The sequence below is a fragment of the Nocardia sp. NPDC024068 genome (genome assembly GCF_040638875.1).
Classification (GTDB): Bacteria; Actinomycetota; Actinomycetes; order Mycobacteriales; family Mycobacteriaceae; genus Nocardia.
Genome location: NZ_JBEZYU010000046.1, coordinates 1 through 21,941 on the forward strand (window position 1 = coordinate 1; position 21,941 = coordinate 21,941).

Genomic DNA, 21,941 nt, shown 5'->3' on the forward strand with positions numbered 1-21,941 from the left:
TGGAGCGACCAGAGGGAGGGAGCGCAGCGACTGACCGGCGGGAGTGAAGAACCGGGTTAATAGGGCCCCACCCTCGAGCGGCGGAGCCGCTCCAATCACACAGCCTGCGCTTCGTCTTGGGCGTGCTGGGCGCGGGCTACTTCCTGCGCGGTGTAGCGCAGGGTCAGTGCGATGAGGCCGACCAGCAGCGCGCCTATGGCTGCGACCAGTAGTGCGAGGGTGTAGCCGTTGCCGAGTGCGGTGATCTCCGCGGCCGACATCTCGGCGGGTTTCTTGTTGGTCCCGCCCTCGGACAGCGTGCGGGACGCGGCGAGCGGTGTGAGTACGCCGATGGCGATGGGTGTACCGAGGTTCAGGAACATCTGGCCGATCGCCGAGAGCGGGCCGATCTCGTCCGGTGGTACCCCGACCAGAACGCACAGGGGGATGAGGACCATGGCGATACCGATTCCGAAACCGATCACCGAGAACAGCGGCAGCAGTGTGGACCAGTAACCCACATCGGCGTCCAGTGTCGACCCGTATCCGAGACCGACCATGAGCACCACTGCTGCCCCGAGCAGTAGCCATCGCGGTGCGATATGCAGGGCCAGCCGGGTGGCCATCGCACTGCCCAGCCCGACGCCGACGGTGAACGGGATGAACGACACCCCGGCCACCAGTGGGCTGTAACCGACCACGTTCTGCACGAACAGGCCCGCGAAATAGGTGGTGGCGCCGAGGATGCCGCTGGCCAGCAGGATCACCACGAAGGTGGCGACGCGGTCGCGGCTGTCGAACAGCGTCCAGGGCAGCAGGGGGTTGTCCACCGAACGTTCGGAGAGAACGAAAACCGGCAGCAGGACCGCGCCCGCGATCAGGGTGCCGTAGACCAGTGGGCTGTCCCAGCCGAGTTCCGGTCCCTCGGTGGCGCCCCAGACGATCAGGGCGCACGCCAGGGTTCCGAGGAAGGCGCCGCGCACGTCCAGGGTGAGACGGTGATGGCCGGTATCGCGGAGCGCGAACAGCGCCCCGGCCACGATGAGCGCGCCGATGGGCACATTGATCAGGAAGATCCAGCGCCAGCTGGCTTCGGTGAGTGCCCCGCCGATGACCAGCCCGCCGACCGACCCCAGCGCGACCATCGATCCGAAGATGGCGAAGGCCTGGTTACGTACCTTCCCCGGGGCGAAGGTACTGGCCACCAGCGCGAACGCGGTGGGGGCGGCGAGCGCGGCGCCGGTGCCCTGGAAGGCGCGCGCGGCGACGAGCATCTGTTCGCCCTGCGCCAGGCCGCACAGCAGCGAGGCCAGTGTGAACAGCCCGACGCCGGTCACGAACATGCGCCGCCGTCCGAAGGAATCCCCGATGCGGCCGCCGAGCAGCATGAGACCCGCGAAGGGCAGACCGTAGGCGGTGATGGTCCAGGCGCTGCCCGAACTGGACAGGCCCATCTCCTCCTGCAGCCGGGGCAGCGCCAAGATGACCACGGTGCCGTCGAGCACCACCATCAGCTGTAAACCACTCAGTACGAGGATGGCGAGGCCGAAGGCCCGCTTCGTCACTGGATACTGCACGGCTGGTGGGTTATCGAGCACAGTGGGTCACTGTAACCGACCGTCGTCGACGGTTACGGGGGCGGCGGTGAACCCCGCTGTGGGTCCGATCACTACTATCGCGGGCGGCCGGATGCCCTCGGTGCGCACTCGTTCGGCCACATCGGCCAGGGTCGCGCGCACAACCCGCTGGCCGCGCAGGGTCCCCTCCTGGATGACCGTGGCCGGGGTGTCGGCGGGCCGGCCGCCTTCCCGCAGTGCCGTCGCGAACTGTTCGATCCGCTCCACCGCCATCATCAGCACCAGGGTGCCGCGCAGTCTCGCCAATGCGGGCCAGTCGACCAGCGAATCCGGGTGATCGGGGGGGATATGCCCGCTCACCACCACGAATTCGTGGGTCACCCCGCGATGGGTGACGGGAATGCCCGCGGCCGCCGGTACCGAGATGGGGCTGGTGACACCGGGAACGACCGTGACCGGCACCCCGGCGTCGACGCACGCCTCCAGTTCCTCGTAGCCACGGCCGAAGACATAGGGGTCACCGCCCTTGAGGCGGACCACGAACTTGCCCGCCCGCGCACCGGCGACGAGCGTCTCGTTGATCGCCTCCTGAGCCATCGCGCGGCCGTAGGGGATCTTGGCCGCGTCCACGACCTCCACATCGGGGCCGAGTTCGGCCAGCAGTTCCGGCGGTGCGAGCCGGTCGGCGACCACCAGATCGGCGCGCGCCAGCAGCCGCCGTCCGCGCACGGTGATCAGATCCGGATCGCCAGGCCCGCCGCCGACCAGAGCCACTCCCGGGGTCATCGGGGTCGCGTCGTCGGTGACCATGCCCGACTGCAACGCCTCGAGCAGCGCGGTGCGGACGGCGGCGGAACGCCGGTGCCGTCCCCCGGCCAGCACACCGAGGCTCATTCCGTCGTAACGCGCCGTCGCTGGGGTGACCGCCGTTCCCGATTGCGCGTGATCGGCGCGAACGCAGAAGATCCGTCGCCGGGTCGCCTCCGCGACCACGGCCGCGTTGGTGTCCGGTTCGTCGGTGCAGGCGATCGCGTACCAGGCCTCGGCGAGGTCCCCGTCGGCGTAATCGCGCAGGACGAGCGAGATCTGCCCGCCCGTGGCCATCCCCTCGACAGCGGGGGTGGCCTCCCGGGCGATCACCGTCACCTCGGCGCCGGAGGCGATGAGCAGGCCCAGGCGGCGCTGTGCCACGGTGCCGCCGCCCACGACGACGACCCGGCGTCCGTCGAGGTCGAGTCCCACCAGGTAGTTCGAATCACCGGCGGAGAGGTTGTCGGTATCGGCTGACGTGTTCGGCACAAGGCTGGAGCCTACGTCCCGGGCGGGTCGCCGACCCCACCCGCCTGCCGGTGCGCGCGGTCACGGATGCCCGCGACGCCCCGGGTCTCCCGGGGCGTCGGTCGCGCTCGCCGGGCCGGGGATCCGGGGTCAGGTCAGGACGGTCAATTCGGTATCGGAGGCCACTTCGACGCGAAGACCCGCGGTGCGGGCGACCCGGGCCAGGGCGCGGACGTCGCCGGGTTCGGCCCGGGTCAGCACCAGGGCGCGGGCGAGCAGGCCTTTGTGATGTTTGTTGAAATGACTCACCACAGTCCGTGAGCCGTCCTCGTGTTCGGTGAGCACCGTGGCGGTCACCGCGCCCGGCAGGCGGCCGAGTTGCTGATACGTCCCGGAACGCAGATCCACCACCAGATCGCCGTCGGTCGCCTCGCGCAGCGCCGGCACCAGCTGGTCCCGCCAGACAGCGGCCAGGGTGGGACGGCCGGGGAGCTTCGACCCGCCCGACAGCCGATAGGCGGGAATCGGGTCGCCGGCCCGGACCGCCCCGAACAGCGCCGAACCGATCGCGAGACGCGCGCCGGCCTTCGCGCGTTGCGCCCGGGTGAACGATGCGGCGTCGAGGGCGTCGTAGAGCACTCCGGTGTAGCGCTCCAGCGCCGGCCGGGTGGGCGCGGTGCGCAGCGCGGCATTGCGCGCCAGTTCCGGCTCGGCGTTCTTACCGAGCCCGAGCGCCGACCGGGCGGCCGCCGGATCCGCGGACAGCTTCACGAGATCGTCCACCAGTCCGTCCCGGATCTCGGTGAGCGATTCGAACGCCAGCGCCCCCAGGTCGAGCGGGCCGCCGGTACCGCCGTCGGATTTGGTTTCGGAAGGAGGTAACAGCACCAGCACGAGCGGTTACGGTACCGGGCCGCTGTGGTCCGCAACCGCTGTGGTCAGCGGACCGCGTCCAGGAAGGCCCGGGTGCGTTCGTGCTCGGGGGCGGTGAAGATCTGCTCGGGCGGGCCCTCCTCGAGGATCCGGCCGTGGTCGAACATCAGCACCCGGTCGGAGACATCGCGGGCGAAACCCATCTCGTGGGTGACGATGAGCATGGTGATATCGGTGGTCTCCGCGAGTTCGCGCAGCACATCGAGCACCCCGCCGACCAGTTCCGGATCGAGTGCGGACGTCACTTCGTCGAGCAGCATGACCTTGGGGTCCATGGCGCAGCAGCGTGCGATCGCCACCCGCTGCTGCTGGCCGCCCGACAGCTGTGCGGGATGGGCCTTCGCCTTCTCCGCGAGACCGACCATTTCCAGCAGGTCCATGGCCCGCCGGTTCGCCTCGTCCCGGGATTTCCCCAGGACGTGTATCGGCGCCTCGGTGATGTTCTCCAGGACGTTCATATTCGGGAACAGATTGAACTGCTGGAACACCATCCCGACCTGTTTGCGCACCTCGCGCAGGTGTTTCTCGCGCGCCGGCACCAGTTTGGCGCCGCGCTGTTCGTGCGTGAGCATCTCACCGTCGACCCGGATCGTTCCGCCGCTCACCGCTTCGAGCGTCATCAGCAGCCGCAGGATGGTCGTCTTCCCCGACCCGGACGGCCCGATCAACGTCACCTTCTCGCCGCGCCGGACCGTGAAGTCCAGGTTGTCGAGGACCACCAGGTCACCGAAGCGTTTGACCACGCTGTCGAATTCGATCATCGGGCGTGCGTCGCCGGTGGCGTCACCGGCCTGCGCGCCGGAGACCGGGTCAGTAGTAGGCAAGTCGCTTCTCCAGTCTTCTGATCAGCACCGAGGTCGGGTAACTGGCCACCAGGAAGAACACACCGGCCAGGGTCATCGCCTCGAGATACGCGTAATGCCGGGCGCCGAACTGCTGTGCGGCGGTGACCAGTTCGACCACGGTGATGGCGAACAGGAACGGGGTGTCCTTGAACATCGACACCGCGTTGGTGCCGAGGGCGGGCAGGCTGGCCCGGATCGCCTGCGGCAGGATCACCGCCCGCCAGGTGCGGACCGGTGGCAGCGAGAGCGCACGGGCCGCCTCCCATTGGCCGGGCGGCACCGATTCGATACCGGCCCGGTACACCTCCGCCAGATATCCGGCGTAGTGGATGCCGAGCACCACGATCCCGATCTGCAGGGCCGAGAACTGCGGCAGCAGGCTGTAGGCGAACAGCAACTGCACCACCAGCGGGGTGAACCGGATGAATTCGCTCACCGCGTGCACCGGGGCGGCGATCCATCGGGGGGACGAACGCCGGACGATCGCCACGCACAACCCCAGCGCCGCCGCGATCGCGAATCCGAGCACCGTCGCCAGCAGAGTGATCCGGAAACCGCCCCACAGCACCGGCAGTGCCTCGGCGGCCCGTTCCCAACTCCATTCCACAGTCATGGGGTCTCCCTCGGGGCCGGCGTACGGGGTCCGCGGAGGCCGGGGCGCGGGCGGAGGTATCGCATCATGGCGTCACCTTCTGCCGGTCGGCAGCTACCGTATCGAGCGACTTGTCGGGTGCCAGGCGCAGGACTTCGCGCATCGAGGGGCCGCGTCCCAGCTTGTGTTTCGCGCGGGCCTCGAGCAGGTTCATCCCGAGCGTGAGCAGGTAGGCGATCACGAAATAGATCAGCAGGCCGATACCGAAGGCGAACAAGGTGTCACCGGTGCTCTGCCGTAGTTTCCCGATCTCGAAGGTCAGATCCTGCAGGGTGATGTAGGAGGCGAGTGCGGTGCCCTTGAGCAGGTGGACCAGCAGGTTCGCCAGCGGCGGCAGCATCAGTGCCCAGGCCTGCGGGAACAGGATCCGGCGCAGCCGCTGCCAGGGACCGAAACCCAGCGCCACCGCGGCCTCGTATTGCGCGCGCGGTACCGAGTTCAGCGCGCCCCGTACCACTTCCGCGCCGTAGGCGCCGTAGTTGAGCCCCAGCGCGAGGATGCCGCAGAACACGGGGTCGAGCTGATAGCCGAGCAGCGGCAGCACATAGAACAACCAGAAGATCTGCACCAGCAGCGAGGTCCCCCGGAAGAATTCGATCAGCACCCGGGCGGGTCCGCGTACCGCGAGGCTCTGTGCCCGGGCCGTCGTACCCAGGGCCAGCGCGAGCGCGAAGGCCAGCAGCGCCCCTCCGGCGGTGAGTTCGAGCGTGACCAGGATGCCGTCGCGGATACGGGGCACCGCCTCCGTGAGGGCGTCGAGATTACTCACGGCGTCTCCGCACCGGCCGGGATGGACCGGAGAGGAGCTCCGCCGCTGTCGAATTGTGTTCCGGCACGATCAGATATCGCCTGCGCAGAGCTTCGCGGTCGTCAGTCCGGGCTCGGGCAGTTCTTCTTCGGTGAACCCGTACTCACCCACGATGGAGAGGTACTTGTCCTTATCCGAGGTGATTTTGCGCAACTCCGCGTTGTAGGCGTCGAGCAGATCCTTGTCGTCGGTCCGGAAAACCGTGCCGCCCGCGCCGATCTGCGGTTTGCCGTCGATTTCGGCGACGAACGATTTGGTGACCTCCACCGCGGCGTCCGGGTTGTGATCGGCCAGCCAGTTCAGTGAGATCGCGGTGAGGGCGAAGACGTCGGAACGCCCGGAGATCACCGCGTCCATACCGTCCTGCGGGGTCGCGACCTGGGTCGCCTGGATGCCCAGCGATTCGGCGTAGTCGGATTCGATCGCGCCGGTCATCGATGCCATCTCGGCGCCCTTGTCCTTGATGGACTGCATATCGGTGAGGCCGAGCGGATTGCCCTTCTTCACCATCAGTGCCGTGGTGTACATGAACTCGGGTTCACTGAACGCCGCCTGTTCGCACCGCTGCGGCAGGATCGACATACCGGCGCTGACCGCGTCGAATCGCTGGGCCTGCAGGCCCGGGATCAGGGCGCCGAAATCGGTCTGGACGCCCTCGACGGTCTGGATTCCGAGGTTGCGGAAGATTTCGCGATGCAGGGCGACGGTCGCGCCGCTGAGCTGCCCGTTCTCCTCGAACGAGTAGGGCGCTTCCCCCGCGAACCCTACGGTGACGGCCCCTTTGTCCTTCAGGGACTGCAGCAGTTCGCCGCTGGCGGTCGTATCGGTTTTGGTGCATCCGGCCAGCGTCGCCGCCACCAGCACCGCTCCCGCGAACAATGCTGTCCTGCGCGCCCTTGATTTCTTGGTTCCCACCACGGCCGACCTTTCCCACGAGGGCGCTGACTCGAGTGCCGGGTAACTGGTCTCGAGCGTTCCCCGACCGATACACGCAGGTCAGCATCCTTTTTTAAGTTTGCCCGGGAAATCGGAGAATCCCGGTGAGCCGACTGTATCGGCGTCACGGTGCGACTATCGGCGCCGAAATGAATTCGCAAACAGAAGTTCAAAATACATTTATAATATTGTTATGTGAACGTGTTTGCTCTGTTATTCGGCACAGGGGGCGGCGCGGGTGAGAGGACCGGCCGGAAACAGCCTCCGACCGGTGCCGACACCCCCTCGGGCGTGTTGCCGGGAACGCGATGGCGACGGGGAACGGGCAGGGGCTACGCTGAGCAACCGTGATCACCCGCCTCTCCCGACTTTTCCTCCGTACGTTGCGCGACGATCCCGCCGACGCCGAGGTGCCCAGCCACAAGCTGCTGGTGCGCGCCGGTTATGTGCGTCGTATCGCGCCGGGTGTCTACTCGTGGCTGCCGCTGGGCCTGCGGGTACTGCACAAGGTGGAGGAGGTGGTGCGCGAGGAGATGAACGCCATCGGCGCACAGGAGATCTCGCTACCCGCGCTGCTGCCGCGCGATCCCTACGAGGCCACCAACCGCTGGACCGAATACGGCGACGCTCTGTTCCGGTTGCAGGACCGCAAAGGCGCGGACTATCTCCTCGGGCCGACCCACGAGGAGTTGTTCGCCCTCACCGTGAAGGGTGAGTACAACTCCTACAAGGATCTGCCGGTCACGCTCTACCAGATCCAGGCCAAATACCGCGACGAGGAGCGGCCCCGGGCGGGCATCCTGCGCGGCCGCGAGTTCATCATGAAGGACTCCTACTCCTTCGATCTGGACGAGGACGGGCTGAAGGCCAGCTACTCCGCACATCGCGAGGCCTACCAGCGGATCTTCGAGCGGCTCGGCGTGCAGTATGTGATCGTCGCGGCCACCTCCGGCGCCATGGGTGGCAGCGCGTCAGAGGAATTCCTGGCCGACAGCCCGGTCGGCGAGGACACCTACGTGGTCTGCCGCGAATCCGGATACGCGGCGAATGTCGAAGCGGTGGTGACCCCCGCACCCGAACCGCTGCCGATCGAGGGACAGCCGGAGGCGGTCGTCCACGACACCCCCGACACCCCGACCATCGCCACCCTGGTGGAGTGGGCGAACGCGGCCGGGGTCGCCGAACGGTACGGTCGCCCGGTCACCGCGGCGGACACCCTGAAGAACGTGATGGTCAAGCTGCGCCATCCCGACGGCAAGACCGAGATCGTCGGTATCGGCGTGCCGGGCGACCGCGAGGTCGACGACAAACGGCTGGGCGCCTCGGTGGAACCCGCCGAGGTCGAACTGCTCACCGAGGCCGATTTCGCCGCCAACCCTTTCCTGGTGAAAGGCTATATCGGCCCGAAGGGGCTGCAGGCCAACGGTGTCCGCTACCTGGTGGACCCGCGGGTGGTCACCGGCACCTCCTGGATCACCGGCGCCGACGCGTCCGGCAAACATGTGGTCGGCCTGGTCACCGGTCGCGATTTCACCCCGGACGGCACCATCGAGGCCGCACAGGTACGCGACGGTGACCCCTCGCCCGACGGCCGCGGCACGCTGGTGTCGGCGCGCGGTATCGAGATCGGTCATATCTTCCAGCTCGGTTACAAGTACACCGATGCCTTCGAGGTCGACGTCCTGGGCGAGAACGGCAAACCCGTCCGGCTGGTCATGGGCTCCTACGGCGTCGGCGTCTCCCGGATGGTCGCGGTGATCGCCGAGCAGCAGCACGACGAGAAGGGTCTGCGCTGGCCCGCCGAGGTGGCCCCCTACGACGTGCACGTGGTGATCGCCAACAAGGACTCCGCCGCGCGGGAAGGCGCGGAACAGGTGGTGTCCGGTCTGCACGCGCAGGGCCTGGATGTGCTGTTCGACGACCGCACCGCCTCGCCGGGTGTGAAGTTCAAGGACGCCGAACTGCTCGGTATGCCGTACGTGCTGGTGATCGGTCGCGGCTGGGCCGAGGGCACGGTCGAACTGCGCGACCGGTTCAGCGGCGCGACGACCGAAATCCCGGCCGGCGACGCGGTATCGGAGGTTCTCGCCCGCGTTCGCGGCTGAGCGGATCGGCGGTCCGGCTGCGGTTCGGGTCCACCTCGGCGGCGTTGATCGGATAGCGGAGCCGTCCGAGTTCGGGATCGTTACTGCGCCGCCGCCACGACCAGCTGTCGTGCGGCGTCGCGTACCGCGGCCGGCGCGTCCTGCGCGCCGGTGATGGAATAGCTGACGATCGCGCCCTCGTGCAGGCTCAGCAGTTGCACCGCGACCTTGTCGTGCGCGGCGATACCGGCCGCGGCGAGGAGTTCGCCGAACAGGTCTTTGAGCCACTGTTTCTCCGCGATGATCACCTTCCGGCCCGGATGGTCGGGCTCGGGGAGTTCGGCGAACGCGTTGATGAAACTGCACCCCCGGGTGCTGTCCGGTAGCCATTCGGGCAGCACGTCGAACGGCACCAGCACCCGTTCGATCGGATCGGTGCGTTCGGCGAGGCGGGCGCCGATCAGCGCGCGCCAGCGGCGATCGCGCCGTTCGAGGTAGGTGACCAGCAGGCCGTCCTTGGAGCCGAAGCGGTCGTAGAGGGTTCGTTTGGTGACCCCGGATTCGGCGGCGATCGTATCCACGCCCACCGCGTGGATACCGCGGGTGTAGAAGAGCTCGGCCGCGGTGTCCAGGATGCGCTGGGCGGCCGGAGTCAGCGTGTTGTCGTCGTACGCGGTGGCAGACATCCGCACCTCCTTGCATTCACAGGTCTGTGTACCTATTCTAGCGAGTGCGAGACTTTACAGGTCTGTGTAGTGGAGGTGGATCATGCAACGACCGATACAACGCCTGAGCCGGGTCTTCCCCGGGTGGGTCCGTGATTTCGCACTCGGTGTACATATGGCGAACGGAATCCGGCACGGAGTTCCGGGCGCGGGCGGTCCTCGCCGCGGCCCGGAGCGGGTCGGCGACCGCCTTCCCGGCCGGTCCACGCAACTCACTTCGGAGCGTATTCGCCGGTGGGAGGAACCCGTGTGCGCCGACGCCGCCCCGGCGTGACGGGCGTGGGCCGGGCCGCGGACAGCAGAAAGACCGGCCCTCGACTGTGTGGCGGCCGGTCTTTCTGCTGAGTGGGATGAGGCCCTGGGCGCGGTTACTTGTGCGGGACCCCGGTGACCAGGCCGCCGTCGACGACGAACTCGCTGCCGGTGGCGTAGGAGGCTTCGTCGCTGGCCAGGAAGAGAATGAACGTCGCGACCTCTTCCGGTGCCGCGGGCCGGCCCATCGGGATGGTCACCAGATCGTCGGGGATGCCCTCGGTCATCGGGGTGCGGATGAGTCCGGGGTGGACCGAGTTCACCCGGATCCCGTGCGGGGCCAGTTCCAGCGCGGCGGATTTGGCGAGGCCGCGCACACCCCATTTCGAGGCGACGTAGCCGTGCGCGAACGGGGCGCCCCGCAGGCCCTCGATCGAGGAGACGTTGATGATCGAACCGCCACCGGCGGCGATCATGGGTTCGACGGCGACGCGCATACCCAGGAAGGTGCCCACGAGGTTGACCTCGAGTACGGCGCGGAACTTCTCGAGTGAGAGTTTCTGCAGCGGAGCGCCGTTGACGATACCGGCGTTGTTCACCAGGACGTCGAGTTTCCCGAACTCGGTGACGGCGGTGGCGACGGCGGTCTCCCACTGGTCCGGCTGGGTCACGTCCAGCGGGACATAGCGGGCGGCGGCGCCGAGTTCGTCGGCGAGTGCCTTGCCCTCGTCGTGGAGCACATCTCCGATGACCACTTTCGCGCCCTCGGCCACGAGCAGTTTCGCATCGGCGGCCCCCATGCCCCGCGCGCCGCCGCTGATGAGAGCAACTTTGCCGTCTACACGTCCCATGGCGGTGACGCTACCATGAAACTGGAACACGTTCTAGACACTGTTCCGGAAGAGTGCTCGGTGCCGGAAAGGGCGGCGGAACAGCGGTTTCGGCGCAGCCGGCCCTTATACCTAGGAGAATCATGGCCCAACGCGTCGTCCTCGTCGGCACCGGTAACGCCGGACGGATCGCCCTGACCCAGTTGATCGGCGACCCCAGGTTCGAACTGGTGGGAGTGGGCGTCTCCACCCCGGAGAAGGTCGGCGTGGACGCCGGTGAACTGGCCGGGCTGCCCGGCACCACCGGAATCACCGCTGTCGGCGATCTCGAGTCGTTGCTGGCCACGAAACCGGACTGCGTCGTGTACTGCGCGATGGGCGATACCCGGCTGGTGGAGGCGATGGGCGATATCCAGCGGTTCCTGGAAGCCGGGGTGAACGTCGTCGGCACCGCGCCCGGTCTGCTCATGTATCCCTGGGGCACGCTGCCCTCGAAACTCTTCGCCCGGGTGGAGGCGGCCGCCACCGCCGGTAGCGCGAGCCTCTTCGTCAACGGGGTCGATCCCGGGTTCGTCAACGATCTGATCCCCTTCGCGCTGGCCTCGACCTGCCAGCGGGTCGAACAGGTGCGGTGCCTGGAGATCGCCGACTACGCCACCTACGACGGATCGACCGTCATGTTCGATGTGATGGGCTTCGGGTTGCCGCTCGACCAGACCCCCATGCTGCTGCAACCCGGCGTCCTGGGTATCGCGTGGGGGCCCGGTATGCGGGCGCTGGCGGCCGGGCTGGGGGTCGAGATCGACGAGATCACCGAGACCTGCGAGCGCGAGCCCGCTCCGGAGAGTTTCGAGATCGCGGTCGGGCAGGTGCCCAAAGGTAGCCAGGCGGCGCTGCGCTTCGAGATCACCGGCCATGTGGCGGGGCGGCCCGCGATCGTGGTGGAACACATCACGCGGTTGCGCGACGATCTGCGACCCGACTGGGCGCGCCCGGCGCAGGCCGGGGGCTCGTACCGGGTGGAGATCACCGGGGAGCCGTCCTACGCCGTGGACATCTGCCCGACCAGCCGCAACGGTGACCACAACTACGCCGCGATCCTGGCCGGAGTGGGCCGGGTGGTCAATGCCATACCTGCCGTGATCGCGGCCGAACCCGGTATCCGGACCACCGCTGACCTGCCGATGTACACCGGCCCCGGCCTCACCCCGGTGGCCTGACCGCCGCGCACCTGCCTGCGGATTCGGCGGCGATCCGGGCCCGCGCCTAAGCTCGGATGGCGGAGCGGCCGAGCCTCGGCTCGGCGCCGATACCAGGGAAGGTTGCGCTGAATGTATGAGCCCGACCGGTCCGGCCCTCGTGAGCCGAACCTGTCCGAACTACGCGAGCGCGCCGCGCACGGTGATTCCGATGCCGTCGCGCAGTTGCTCGATATCGGGGATGAACGCACCGATGCCGTGGACCTGAGCGACTTCGATCTCGGTACCGAGGGGGCGGCACCCGCCGAAACCGAACGATAGTCCGGATACCGCGCGCCACGGGCACTCGCCCGCCGCGTGCCGCCCGGCCCGCACTTGTAGGGTGGGTGGCCATGGGAACCGCTCCGGCTGTCACACCGGAACGAACGTCTGCCCCGAAACCCTCGTCCGCGCCGCGGTCCGGCGGCATCCTGTCGCTGTTACGCGGTGGTCACCCCGCCCGAACCGTCATCGTGATCGCGCTGGTCGGGATCGCCGCGCAGCTGGTGCTCCGCGGGCTGGTACTCGCGCACGGTTATTTCTACTGGGACGATCTGATCCTGGCCGGCCGCGCCGGCTCGCTGCCGCTGTACGCGCCGGAACTGCTCCTGCACGAGCACGACGGACATTTCATGCCCCTGGCCTTCGCGGTGTCCTGGCTGGTCACCGCGATCGCGCCGCTGGAGTGGGGGGCGGCAGCCGCGGTGACACTGCTCATGCAGGCGGCGGCATCGCTGGCGGTATTGCGGCTGTTGCTGGTGCTGCTCGGGCCACGCCGCACCATGCTCGTCCCGCTGCTCTTCTATCTCTTCGGCCCGCTCACGCTGCCCGCGTTCGCGTGGTGGTCGGCCGCACTCAACGCGCTGCCGTTGCAGTTCGCCCTCGCCTGGGTGGCGGCCGACGCGCTGCGCCTGGACCGCACCGGCGCGCGGCGCTACGCCGTATCCGGGGTCCTCGTCTCGGCCGTGGCCCTGCTGTTCTTCGAGAAGGCGGTGGTGGTGCCGTTCGTGGCGTTCGCCGTCGTCGTGCTGGCCCGGTACGTGGACGGGCGCGGTCCGGGATTCCGCGCGGTGCTGCGCCGCGGGTCGGTGCTGTGGGCCGGCGCGGCCGTGGTACTGGCCGGTTGGGCGGTGGCCTACTACGCCGTGGTCGGCCTCACCCACGGCGAAGGCGGTTCGGGCGATATCGCCTCGATGCTGCCGCGGGCGGCCTGGGCCGGTGTCGTGACCGCCCTGCTCGGCGGCCCGTGGGGCTGGGAGCGCTGGGTGCCCTCGGCCCCGTGGGCGGTCGCACCGGACTGGACCGTATGGGCGGCGTGGGGCTTGGTGCTGGTGGCGGTGGTGTGGACGATCCGCGCCCGCCGTGTGGTCTGGCCGGTGTGGGTGGCGGCGGCGGTCTATCTGCCCGCGGTGCAGATCCCGGTGGTGCTGATGCGAGCCGGGCCGAACACGGTCGACGAACTCATGATGTCGCTGCGGTACCTCGCGGACGCGTCGGTCGTCCTCACCGCGGCAGGGGCTCTGCTGTTGCGGGCGTTCGCGCCCACCGGTACCGGAGTCGCCGGTCCGGGTGGCGAGGCGGAGCCCGCGCGTGCCGCCGGCGCGCCGGCGACGTGGTGGCGTGGACCGCTGCCGGTGGCGGCGGTGGCGGTGGCGGTGGCGTTCGTGCTCAGCAGTCTGTGGTCGACCTACTCGTTCACCCGGATCTGGTCGGAGAGCCCGACGAAAACCTATGTGACGAACGCGACGGCGGAATTCGCGCGCTGGGACGGCGCGCCCCTGCTGGAACAGGAGGTTCCGTGGACCGTCCTGAACCCCACCGCCTACCCCGACAACGAGGCGAGCCGGGTGCTGTCGCCGGTGACGCCACCGGGGGCATTCGCCGAGGCGACCGGCCATTTGCGGATGATCACCGATACCGGTGAATTCGCCGAGGCGCGGGTCTGGTGGAACCGGGGGATCGAACCCGGGCCGGATCCCGGCTGCGGGTACCGGATCGCCGGCGGCGCACCGGTGCGCCTCGCGCTGGACGGTCCGATGATCGCGCACGAATGGACCGCGCAACTCAACTACTTCGCCGATCGGGACGGGGAGATCGCCGTCGGCTTCGACAGCGGGCACAAGGCCGCGGTGCCGCTGCGGGCCGGTCTGAACACGGTGTACGTGCGGATCGCCGGCAGCGGTTCGGCCTTGCTGGTCCAGAGCCGGACCCCGGGTCTGCAGGTGTGCATCGGGACCGGTCCGGTCGGCGTCGCCTCCCACGAATAGGCCGGCCCGGCCGGTCTTCCCAGATGCGGTGATACACCGGGCGCGACGCCGGTGATTACCTGTCACGGTGTCGAGGTGATGTCCGGGTCCGCGCGGCGGGACTACCGCCGTGGCGCCGGAATCCGATCCGGTCGTGGGGAACCGGCGCGGCGGCCGGTGGTCCCGGCGGAAATGGTGAGGCGGTGCCGATGTCCGAAGAGTATGCCGGTGATGCGCACCGCGCCGGGGGCGTGACCGTGGATTCGGTGACCGAACAGCTCGCGACCCGGCTCGGGGTGGTCGGCGAGAGTGCCGGAGAAGTGCTGCGGCGGAATGTCCGGGGAGCCGCCGGGGGAGCCGAAACGATCGCGCTGCTGGTCGGATCCGATGAGGACGGGGCGCGGCGGATCGAGCACGCGGGCAGCGATTTCCACGAGGCCGCGGGCCGTATCGCCGGGGTCACCGGAACCGGCGGCGAGGGTTTCCCGGACTCCGGGAACCGGTATCCGCAGGGGCCGCCCCCCGCCCCGGCCCCGCTACCCGAGGCGGGCCATGCGGGCGGGGCCGATGCGCCCGTGGCGACGGGCTCCGCTCCCGTCGACCCGGCGGCGGCCGCGCCCGCCCCGCCGCCCGAATCCGCCGCCACAGCGACGGTGCCGTCACCCGAATCCAGCGCGGCGTCGACGACCCCGCCCGCGCCCGGCTCGCCCCCGGCTCCGATCCCGCCGTCCGGACCCGAGCCCCCGGCGGACACACCCGCCCCGCCACCGCATCCGGACCTCTCAGAGACCCGGGTGTCCGACGCATCCGGTCCGGCGTCCCCGGCGGCCGGGCATACTCCGTGGACGGCCGGTCAGACGATCGCGGGCGCCGACCCGGGGGCCGGGCAGCCGTCCGGCTCGACGCCGTGGAACACCGGCAGCGGCTCGTCCGGCTCGTCGATGCCCTACCTCCCCGGGATGCCGGGCGGGCTGGGCTCGCTGACCCCACAGGAGCGGCCGCCACGAGGTAGCGCTCCCTGGTCCCGGGGGCGTGCGGAGCGGACCTCGGACGGCACCGTATTCCCGCGGCCACGACCCGAGGAACGGGCGGGCCGCCCCGACTGACGGCCCCGGGCCGCTACGCCTCCGTCAGGGCTGCCCGGGAAACGCGACCGTGGCCGGTTGCGTGCCGCGGACGGACTGCCAGGCCGCCCGCCGGCCCGCGGTCTCGGTGAGCGCGTCGACCGCGAGGCGGCGGGTGTTCTCGACCCCGGCTCGCTCGACCACCGCGCGCCACGCCACCGCACTATCGGTTTCGACGGCGATCGCCAGTCGCGCGGCCGAATCGGAGTCGGTGACCTCCAGCGGCGCGGTGTAGGCCGGCTCCGGCGGCGGCGCGGTACCACCGATACCGGTGAGCGCGTCGATCGTCGCGTCCCGCCGGGCGCGATGCGCGGCGGTGTGCTGCGAAACGAGCCGGCGTAGGTCGGGGGCGGTGTGGGCGGCGACCACGCCGTAGGCGTACACCGCCGCGTATTCGGCCTTCAGGGCGTCGGTCAGTGCCTGCCGTTCGGTACTCATACCAGCAACACCCCCACCTGTACCGCGCACGCGGCGCTGATCGAGGCGAGCAGGCCCGCGCGATAACCGGACTGGGTGACGGCCAGGTCCGCGGCGGCCCGTTGCGACGAGGTGAGCTGGTCGCGCAGGGCGTCGATGCTCGGCGGCGCGGCGGGGGCCGGGGTGGTGGTGGGGGAGGGTGTGCGCACCAGCGGCGTGGTGCCGTCGCCGTAGACGCCGACCGCCCGGTCGATCTCGGTGCGCAGCGCGTCGGCATGGGCCGTGCGTTCCGCGGCGATCGTGTTCAGGGCCGGGCCGCGGGCGGGGTCGATGGTGATCGCGGCGGCGGCCGCGGCGGCGTCGGCACGGGCCGAGAACTCCTGGGCCGCCAGGACATCCGGTTCGGTTATCGGGTCCTCGGCGCAGGCGGCGAGCGCCGGGATCGCCAGCAGCCCCATCGCGCCGCCACCCGCGACCCGCAGCGCCGCACGGCGGTTCATGCGCTGGGGGCCGGGAGTGTCTCGGTCGGGCAGGGGGTCGCGGGAACACCCGGCCGCAGGCCCGTGGGTAACGCGCTCGGTCACCGGGACATCGTGCCAGATTCCCGGACTCGCCCCGGTACGGGCACCGTCCGGCGGAACTTACCGCCCACCGCTCGACGTTTACCTCCTTGCCGCGCGTTAGGCTTGGTCACCGGCACCGATTATTTCCGTCCGCGTAACAACTGAACCAGGAGCTGCCCATATGCCGATGCCGACCGAGGAGAGGGTGAGCCGGCTCGTCGCCGGGCTCGTCGCCGGTCGAGGATTCGATCTCGAGGGTGTCGAGGTTTCCACCGCGGCGGGGCAGACCCGGGTGCGGGTGATCGTGGACAGCGATGAGACCGCGGACCTGGACAGTATCGCCGAACTGAGCTCGCAGGTGTCGGAATGCCTGGACGAAGCGGACGACGAATTCGGAGCCACCCGGTACCTGCTCGAGGTGACGACCCCCGGTACCGACCGTCCGCTCACCGCGGACCGGCACTGGCGCCGGGCCCGGGGCCGCAAGGTCGAGATCACCCCGCGACCGGGCGCCGCACCCCCCGAAACCGGTCTGCCGACCCCGTACGAGGCGCGTGTCGGCGCGCTCGACGGTGATCGAATCGCGCTGGTGCTCGGCGGTAAACGCGCCCCGCGCCTGGTTGCCGTCGAGTTGCGGGATATCGACCGCGCCGTGGTCCAGGTGGAGTTCGCCCCGCCCAGCGCACGCGAACTCGAACTCTCCGGAGGGGTCGCCTCCGGACGCCCACCCGCGGGAGCGGACGCCCCCGGCCCTGCCGAGCACTCCGGAACCACCGTCGCCGCGTCCGATTCGACCGAAGGGACCATGGAATGAACATCGAAATCGAAGCCCTGCGCGCCATTGTCGCGGATAAGGGGATCTCGATCGAGACCGTGATCTCCGCTATCGAATCCGCGCTGCTCACCGCTTATAAGCACACCGAGGGGCACCAGGCCAACGCCCGGGTGGAGATCGATCAGCGCACCGGCGTGGTGCGGGTGATGGCCACCGAACTCGATGCCGAGGGCGCGGTGATCTCCGAATGGGACGACACCCCGGAGGGCTTCGGCCGGATCGCCGCCACCACCGCCCGTCAGGTGGTGCTGCAACGGCTGCGCGACGCGGAGAACGAAAAATCCTTCGGTGAGTTCTCGACCCATGAGGGCGATATCGTCGGCGGCGTGGTGCAGCGCGACGCGCGTGCCAACGCCCGGGGCACCGTGGTGGTGCGGATCGGTAGCGAACTACACGGCGCCGAGGGGCTGATCCCGTCGGCGGAACAGGTGCCGGGGGAGAACTACGAACACGGCGACCGGATCAAGTGCTACGTGGTCGGGGTCTCCCGGGGACAGCGCGGTCCGCAGATCACTCTGTCGCGGACCCACCCGAATCTGGTGCGGCGGCTGTTCGCCCTGGAGGTCCCCGAGATCGCGGACGGTTCGGTGGAGATCGTCGCGGTCGCCCGGGAGGCCGGTCACCGCTCCAAGATCGCGGTGCGGTCCACCGTGCCCGGGGTCAACGCGAAGGGCGCCTGTATCGGCCCGATGGGGCAGCGGGTGCGCAATGTGATGAGCGAGCTGGCCGGCGAGAAGATCGACATCATCGATTACGCCGAGGATCCGGCGACCTTCGTCGGCAACGCACTCTCGCCGTCGAAAGTGGTGTCGGTCACGGTGGTGGATCCGGACGCGCGGGCGGCCCGGGTGATCGTGCCCGATTTCCAGCTTTCGCTGGCCATCGGCAAAGAGGGGCAGAACGCCCGCCTGGCCGCCCGGCTGACCGGCTGGCGCATCGATATCCGCAGCGATGCCGCGCCCGACGCCGGCGGTCCGGTCCGGACGGAGGTGCACCGCCGTTGACCGGTCAGATGTATCCGGCCGCGCACGCCGCGTCATCCCGCGACCAGCGAACACGCCGCGCCGACTCGGCTCCGGCGCCGTCATCGGGGGCGGGGTTGGAGCGCACCGGGCGGTCAGCGGTAGAGTGGTGTGAGGTTCGGTACGAGTCTTCGGTAACCGGACACGATCGCGGTGGTGAATCCGCGGCGCTACGGCGCCGGATGATGCCACTGCGGACGTGTGTCGGATGCCGGAAACGCGAACCGGCCACCGAACTGCTGCGGATCGTGGCGTGCGGGCGGACCATCGGCGACGATGCGGACGCCGTAGCGATCGTTCCCGACCCGCGGCGCAGACTTCCCGGACGGGGTGCCTGGCTGCACCCCGAATCGGCTTGTCTGCGCAGTGCGGTCCGGCGCCGAGCGATCGGCAGAGCACTACGAGTGTCCGGACATCTGGATATCTCAGCCCTGGAGCAACACCTCGAGAACAGGCACGAGCACTCATGAGCACACCGTGAAGTACCAGCGATGAACGTCCATCGGAGTTAACCCGAGGTCGTGCGGGTCCCCGCCAGCAGGCGGGAGGCACTGCTCGACCTCTCAGTGAGGAGAGCAGTGGCAGGCAAGGCCCGCGTGCACGAGTTGGCCAAAGAACTCGGTGTCACGAGTAAGGAACTACTCGCGAAGCTCAAGGAGCAAGGCGAGTTCGTGAAGTCGGCATCGTCGACGGTGGAAGCACCCGTCGCCCGCCGGCTCCGCGAATCGATCGCGCCGAAATCGGCGCCCGCGAAATCGGACCGGTCCAACGGCAGCAAACCCGGCACCCGCCCGGGCCCGGCGGCCGCCGCCAAGCCCGGAGTCCCCGGGCCCCGCCCGGGCCCCCGTACCCCGGCGCCCGCGGCGGAGGTCGCCCCGGCTGCCGAGGCAGCCACCTCCGACGTCGCCAAATCCGCTGGTCCGCGTCCCGGCCCCGCGGCAAAACCCGGTCCGGCCCAGGCTCCGGCCCCGGCCCGGGAAGCGGCGCAGGCGCCCGCGGCGAAGCCGGCCACCCCCGACGCGCGTCCCGGCCCCGCCGCACCGCGTCCGGGTCAGCCCCGGGCTGGCGCACCCGGCCAGGCTCCGGCCCGGCCCGGTCCCAAGCCCGGCCCGAAGACCCCGCGCGTCGGCAACAATCCCTTCTCCTCGGCCCCCGAACGTGAGCGGCCCAGCCCGCGTCCGCAGCCCGGGCCCCGTCCCACCCCCGGTCAGGGCGGTCCCCGCCCGGGCCCGGCCCAGGGCGGTCCCCGTCCCGGGCAGGGTGGTGCTCCCCGTCCCGGCCAGAACGCTGCGCGTCCCGGCCCCGGCGGTGCCCGGCCCCCGGCCGGTCAGGGCGGTCCCCGTCCCGGTGGTCCGCGGCCGAGCCCGGCCTCGATGCCCCCGCGTCCGACCCCCGGCGCCATGCCGCAGCGGTCGGCCCGTCCCGGCCCGGCGGCCGGTGGCGGTCGTCCCGGTGGTGGCGGTCGTCCGGGTGGTGGCGGTCGTCCGGGTGGTCCCGGTGGCGGCGGTGGCGGCTACCGCGGTGGCGGCGGCGCTCCCGCGGGTACCGGAGCTCCCGCCGGTGGCGGCGGGTTCCGCGGTCGTCCCGGTGGTGGCGGTCGTCCGGGTGGTCCCGGTGGTCGCGGCGGTGCGGCCGGTGCCTTCGGCCGTCCCGGTGGTGCGCCCCGGCGTGGTCGCAAGTCGAAGCGGCAGAAGCGCCAGGAATACGATTCGATGCAGGCCCCGTCGGTCGGCGGTGTGCGGCTGCCGCGCGGCAACGGTGAGGTGATCCGTCTCGCCCGTGGCGCGTCGCTGTCCGATTTCGCGGAGAAGATCGACGCGAACCCGGCCGCCTTGGTGCAGGCCCTGTTCAACCTGGGCGAAATGGTCACCGCGACCCAGTCGGTCAACGACGAGACCCTGGAGCTGCTCGGCGGCGAGATGAACTACGTCGTGCACGTGGTCAGCCCCGAGGACGAGGACCGCGAGCTGCTGGAATCCTTCGACCTGACCTACGGTGAGGACGAGGGCGGCGAAGAGGATCTCGAACAGCGTCCGCCGGTGGTCACCGTGATGGGCCACGTCGACCACGGTAAGACCCGGCTGCTCGACACCATCCGTAAGGCCAACGTCCGCGAGGGCGAGGCCGGCGGTATCACCCAGCACATCGGCGCTTACCAGGTGCCGACCCACCTGGGTGACGCCGAGCGCCTGATCACCTTCATCGACACCCCGGGTCACGAGGCGTTCACCGCCATGCGTGCCCGTGGTGCGAAGGCCACCGATATCGCGATCCTGGTGGTCGCCGCCGACGACGGCGTCATGCCGCAGACGGTGGAGGCGATCAACCACGCCCAGGCGGCCGATGTGCCGATCGTGGTGGCGGTCAACAAGATCGACAAGGAAGGCGCGAACCCGGAGAAGATCCGGCAGCAGCTGACCGAGTACAACCTCGTGGCCGAGGAGTACGGCGGCGACACCATGTTCGTCGATATCTCCGCCAAACAGGGCACCAATATCGACGCTCTGCTCGAGGCCGTGCTGCTCACCGCGGACGCCGCCCTGGACCTGCGGGCGAACCCGGAGCAGGACGCGCAGGGTGTGGCCATCGAGGCGCATCTGGACCGCGGTCGCGGCCCGGTCGCCACGGTGCTGATCCAGCGCGGCACGCTGCGGGTCGGCGATTCGATCGTGGCGGGCGACGCCTACGGTCGCGTCCGCCGGATGGTCGACGAACACGGCGCCGATGTCGAGGCGGCACTGCCGTCGCGGCCGGTGCAGGTGGTCGGTTTCACCTCGGTACCCGGTGCCGGTGACAACCTGCTCGTGGTCGACGAGGACCGGATCGCCCGCCAGATCGCCGACCGGCGCAATGCGCGCAAGCGCAACGCCCTGGCCGCGCGCAGCCGCAAGCGGATCAGCCTGGAGGATCTGGATGCCGCGCTGAAGGAGACCAGCGAACTCAACCTGATCCTCAAGGGCGACAACTCCGGTACCGTCGAGGCGCTGGAAGAGGCCCTGCTCGGGATCCAGGTCGACGACGAGGTGCGCCTGCGGGTCATCGACCGCGGTGTCGGTGGTGTCACCGAAACCAACGTCAACCTGGCCTCGGCTTCGAATGCGATCATCATCGGCTTCAACGTCCGCGCGGAGGGCAAGGCGACCGAGCTGGCCAACCGCGAAGGCGTGGATATCCGGTACTACTCGGTGATCTACCAGGCCATCGACGAGATCGAGAGCGCGCTCAAGGGCATGCTCAAGCCGGTCTATGAAGAGGTGGAGCTGGGTCGCGCCGAGATCCGGGCGATCTTCCGTTCGTCGAAGATCGGTCTCATCGCCGGTTGCATGGTCACCTCGGGCACTGTCAAACGCAATGCCAAGGCCCGTCTGCTCCGCGACAACGTGGTGGTCGCCGAATCCACGACGATCAGCTCGCTGCGCCGTGAGAAGGACGATGCACCCGAGGTCCGCGAAGGCTTCGAATGCGGTATGACGCTGACCTACTCCGATATCAAGGAAGGCGACATCATCGAGGCCTACGAGTTGCGCGAGAAGCCGCGCGACTGATGATGCCGGGCCGGGTGGATCGCCGCCCGGCCCGATCAACGGTTCCGATACG

General features: G+C 69.7%; 20 protein-coding genes. 9 read left to right on the forward strand and 11 right to left on the reverse strand.

All coding sequences use genetic code 11. The features are described 5' to 3' along the window. Positions 1–95: 95 nt before the first annotated feature. From AB0F41_RS24820 to ehuB, 7 genes are all read right to left on the reverse strand, one after another. Positions 96–1,544, reverse strand: a complete 1,449-nt coding sequence (locus AB0F41_RS24820) for an MFS transporter (RefSeq protein ID WP_357427699.1) — start codon at positions 1,542–1,544, stop codon at positions 96–98. Positions 1,545–1,583: 39 nt separating this feature from the next. Then, on the reverse strand, positions 1,584–2,855 hold the full coding sequence (gene cobA, locus AB0F41_RS24825; protein WP_357427701.1) for a uroporphyrinogen-III C-methyltransferase: 1,272 nt from the start codon (positions 2,853–2,855) through the stop codon (positions 1,584–1,586). Between the two features lie 129 nt (positions 2,856–2,984). Continuing rightward, a complete protein-coding gene (yaaA, locus tag AB0F41_RS24830) occupies positions 2,985–3,728 on the reverse strand; it encodes a peroxide stress protein YaaA (protein ID WP_357427703.1) in 744 nt (247 codons plus the stop codon). 44 nt (positions 3,729–3,772) lie between these two features. Then, on the reverse strand, positions 3,773–4,528 hold the full coding sequence (ehuA, locus tag AB0F41_RS24835; RefSeq protein WP_357427774.1) for an ectoine/hydroxyectoine ABC transporter ATP-binding protein EhuA: 756 nt from the start codon (positions 4,526–4,528) through the stop codon (positions 3,773–3,775). A gap of 49 nt (positions 4,529–4,577) precedes the next feature. Continuing rightward, entirely contained in the window at positions 4,578–5,225 is a 648-nt protein-coding gene (gene ehuD / locus AB0F41_RS24840) for an ectoine/hydroxyectoine ABC transporter permease subunit EhuD (RefSeq protein ID WP_357427705.1), read from the reverse strand. A 64-nt stretch (positions 5,226–5,289) separates the two neighbouring features. Continuing rightward, a complete protein-coding gene (gene ehuC, locus AB0F41_RS24845; protein WP_357427707.1) occupies positions 5,290–6,033 on the reverse strand; it encodes an ectoine/hydroxyectoine ABC transporter permease subunit EhuC in 744 nt (247 codons plus the stop codon). Positions 6,034–6,102: 69 nt separating this feature from the next. Beyond that, on the reverse strand, positions 6,103–6,987 hold the full coding sequence (ehuB, locus tag AB0F41_RS24850) for an ectoine/hydroxyectoine ABC transporter substrate-binding protein EhuB (RefSeq protein WP_357427709.1): 885 nt from the start codon (positions 6,985–6,987) through the stop codon (positions 6,103–6,105). 368 nt (positions 6,988–7,355) lie between these two features. On the opposite strand from ehuB, the gene AB0F41_RS24855 reads away from it, so the two are divergent. Further along, positions 7,356–9,113, forward strand: coding sequence for a proline--tRNA ligase (locus AB0F41_RS24855; RefSeq protein WP_357427711.1), 1,758 nt, complete (start codon positions 7,356–7,358; stop codon positions 9,111–9,113). 80 nt (positions 9,114–9,193) lie between these two features. Here AB0F41_RS24855 and AB0F41_RS24860 read toward each other — a convergent pair whose 3' ends face one another. Both AB0F41_RS24860 and AB0F41_RS24865 read right to left on the reverse strand, forming a co-directional pair. Then, positions 9,194–9,778 carry a TetR family transcriptional regulator gene (locus AB0F41_RS24860; protein ID WP_357427713.1) on the reverse strand — a complete coding sequence of 195 codons (585 nt, stop codon included), beginning with the start codon at positions 9,776–9,778 and terminating at the stop codon, positions 9,194–9,196. 407 nt (positions 9,779–10,185) lie between these two features. Beyond that, positions 10,186–10,920 (reverse strand): glucose 1-dehydrogenase, encoded by a 735-nt coding sequence (locus AB0F41_RS24865; protein ID WP_357427715.1) that lies wholly within the window; start codon positions 10,918–10,920, stop codon positions 10,186–10,188. A 122-nt stretch (positions 10,921–11,042) separates the two neighbouring features. Between AB0F41_RS24865 and AB0F41_RS24870 the strand changes: the two genes are divergently transcribed. From AB0F41_RS24870 to AB0F41_RS24885, 4 genes are all read left to right on the forward strand, one after another. Further along, positions 11,043–12,119, forward strand: coding sequence for a diacylglycerol kinase (locus tag AB0F41_RS24870; protein WP_357427717.1), 1,077 nt, complete (start codon positions 11,043–11,045; stop codon positions 12,117–12,119). A 111-nt stretch (positions 12,120–12,230) separates the two neighbouring features. After that, entirely contained in the window at positions 12,231–12,419 is a 189-nt protein-coding gene (locus AB0F41_RS24875; protein WP_357427719.1) for a hypothetical protein, read from the forward strand. 71 nt (positions 12,420–12,490) lie between these two features. After that, on the forward strand, positions 12,491–14,404 hold the full coding sequence (locus tag AB0F41_RS24880) for a hypothetical protein (protein ID WP_357427721.1): 1,914 nt from the start codon (positions 12,491–12,493) through the stop codon (positions 14,402–14,404). 188 nt (positions 14,405–14,592) lie between these two features. Next, positions 14,593–15,489 carry a hypothetical protein gene (locus tag AB0F41_RS24885; protein ID WP_357427723.1) on the forward strand — a complete coding sequence of 299 codons (897 nt, stop codon included), beginning with the start codon at positions 14,593–14,595 and terminating at the stop codon, positions 15,487–15,489. Between the two features lie 24 nt (positions 15,490–15,513). Here AB0F41_RS24885 and AB0F41_RS24890 read toward each other — a convergent pair whose 3' ends face one another. Beyond that, the gene (locus AB0F41_RS24890; protein ID WP_357427725.1) at positions 15,514–15,945 is read right to left on the reverse strand and encodes a ferritin-like domain-containing protein; all 432 of its coding nucleotides are present in this window, start codon (positions 15,943–15,945) and stop codon (positions 15,514–15,516) included. After that, positions 15,942–16,508, reverse strand: coding sequence for a hypothetical protein (locus AB0F41_RS24895; protein ID WP_357427727.1), 567 nt, complete (start codon positions 16,506–16,508; stop codon positions 15,942–15,944). The genes AB0F41_RS24890 and AB0F41_RS24895 overlap by 4 nt, the downstream gene beginning before the upstream one ends. 160 nt (positions 16,509–16,668) lie before the next feature. Here AB0F41_RS24895 and rimP point away from each other — a divergent pair, with 160 nt between their 5' ends. From rimP to infB, 4 genes are all read left to right on the forward strand, one after another. Then, the gene (gene rimP, locus AB0F41_RS24900) at positions 16,669–17,301 is read left to right on the forward strand and encodes a ribosome maturation factor RimP (RefSeq protein ID WP_357427729.1); all 633 of its coding nucleotides are present in this window, start codon (positions 16,669–16,671) and stop codon (positions 17,299–17,301) included. Continuing rightward, positions 17,298–18,326, forward strand: coding sequence for a transcription termination factor NusA (nusA, locus tag AB0F41_RS24905; protein ID WP_357427731.1), 1,029 nt, complete (start codon positions 17,298–17,300; stop codon positions 18,324–18,326). The genes rimP and nusA overlap by 4 nt, the downstream gene beginning before the upstream one ends. A 203-nt stretch (positions 18,327–18,529) precedes the next feature. After that, positions 18,530–18,814: a YlxR family protein gene (locus AB0F41_RS24910; RefSeq protein WP_357427733.1), complete on the forward strand. Its 285-nt coding sequence runs from the start codon at positions 18,530–18,532 to the stop codon at positions 18,812–18,814. A 108-nt stretch (positions 18,815–18,922) separates the two neighbouring features. After that, the gene (gene infB / locus AB0F41_RS24915; RefSeq protein ID WP_357427735.1) at positions 18,923–21,889 is read left to right on the forward strand and encodes a translation initiation factor IF-2; all 2,967 of its coding nucleotides are present in this window, start codon (positions 18,923–18,925) and stop codon (positions 21,887–21,889) included. The last annotated feature ends 52 nt before the right edge of the window (positions 21,890–21,941 follow it).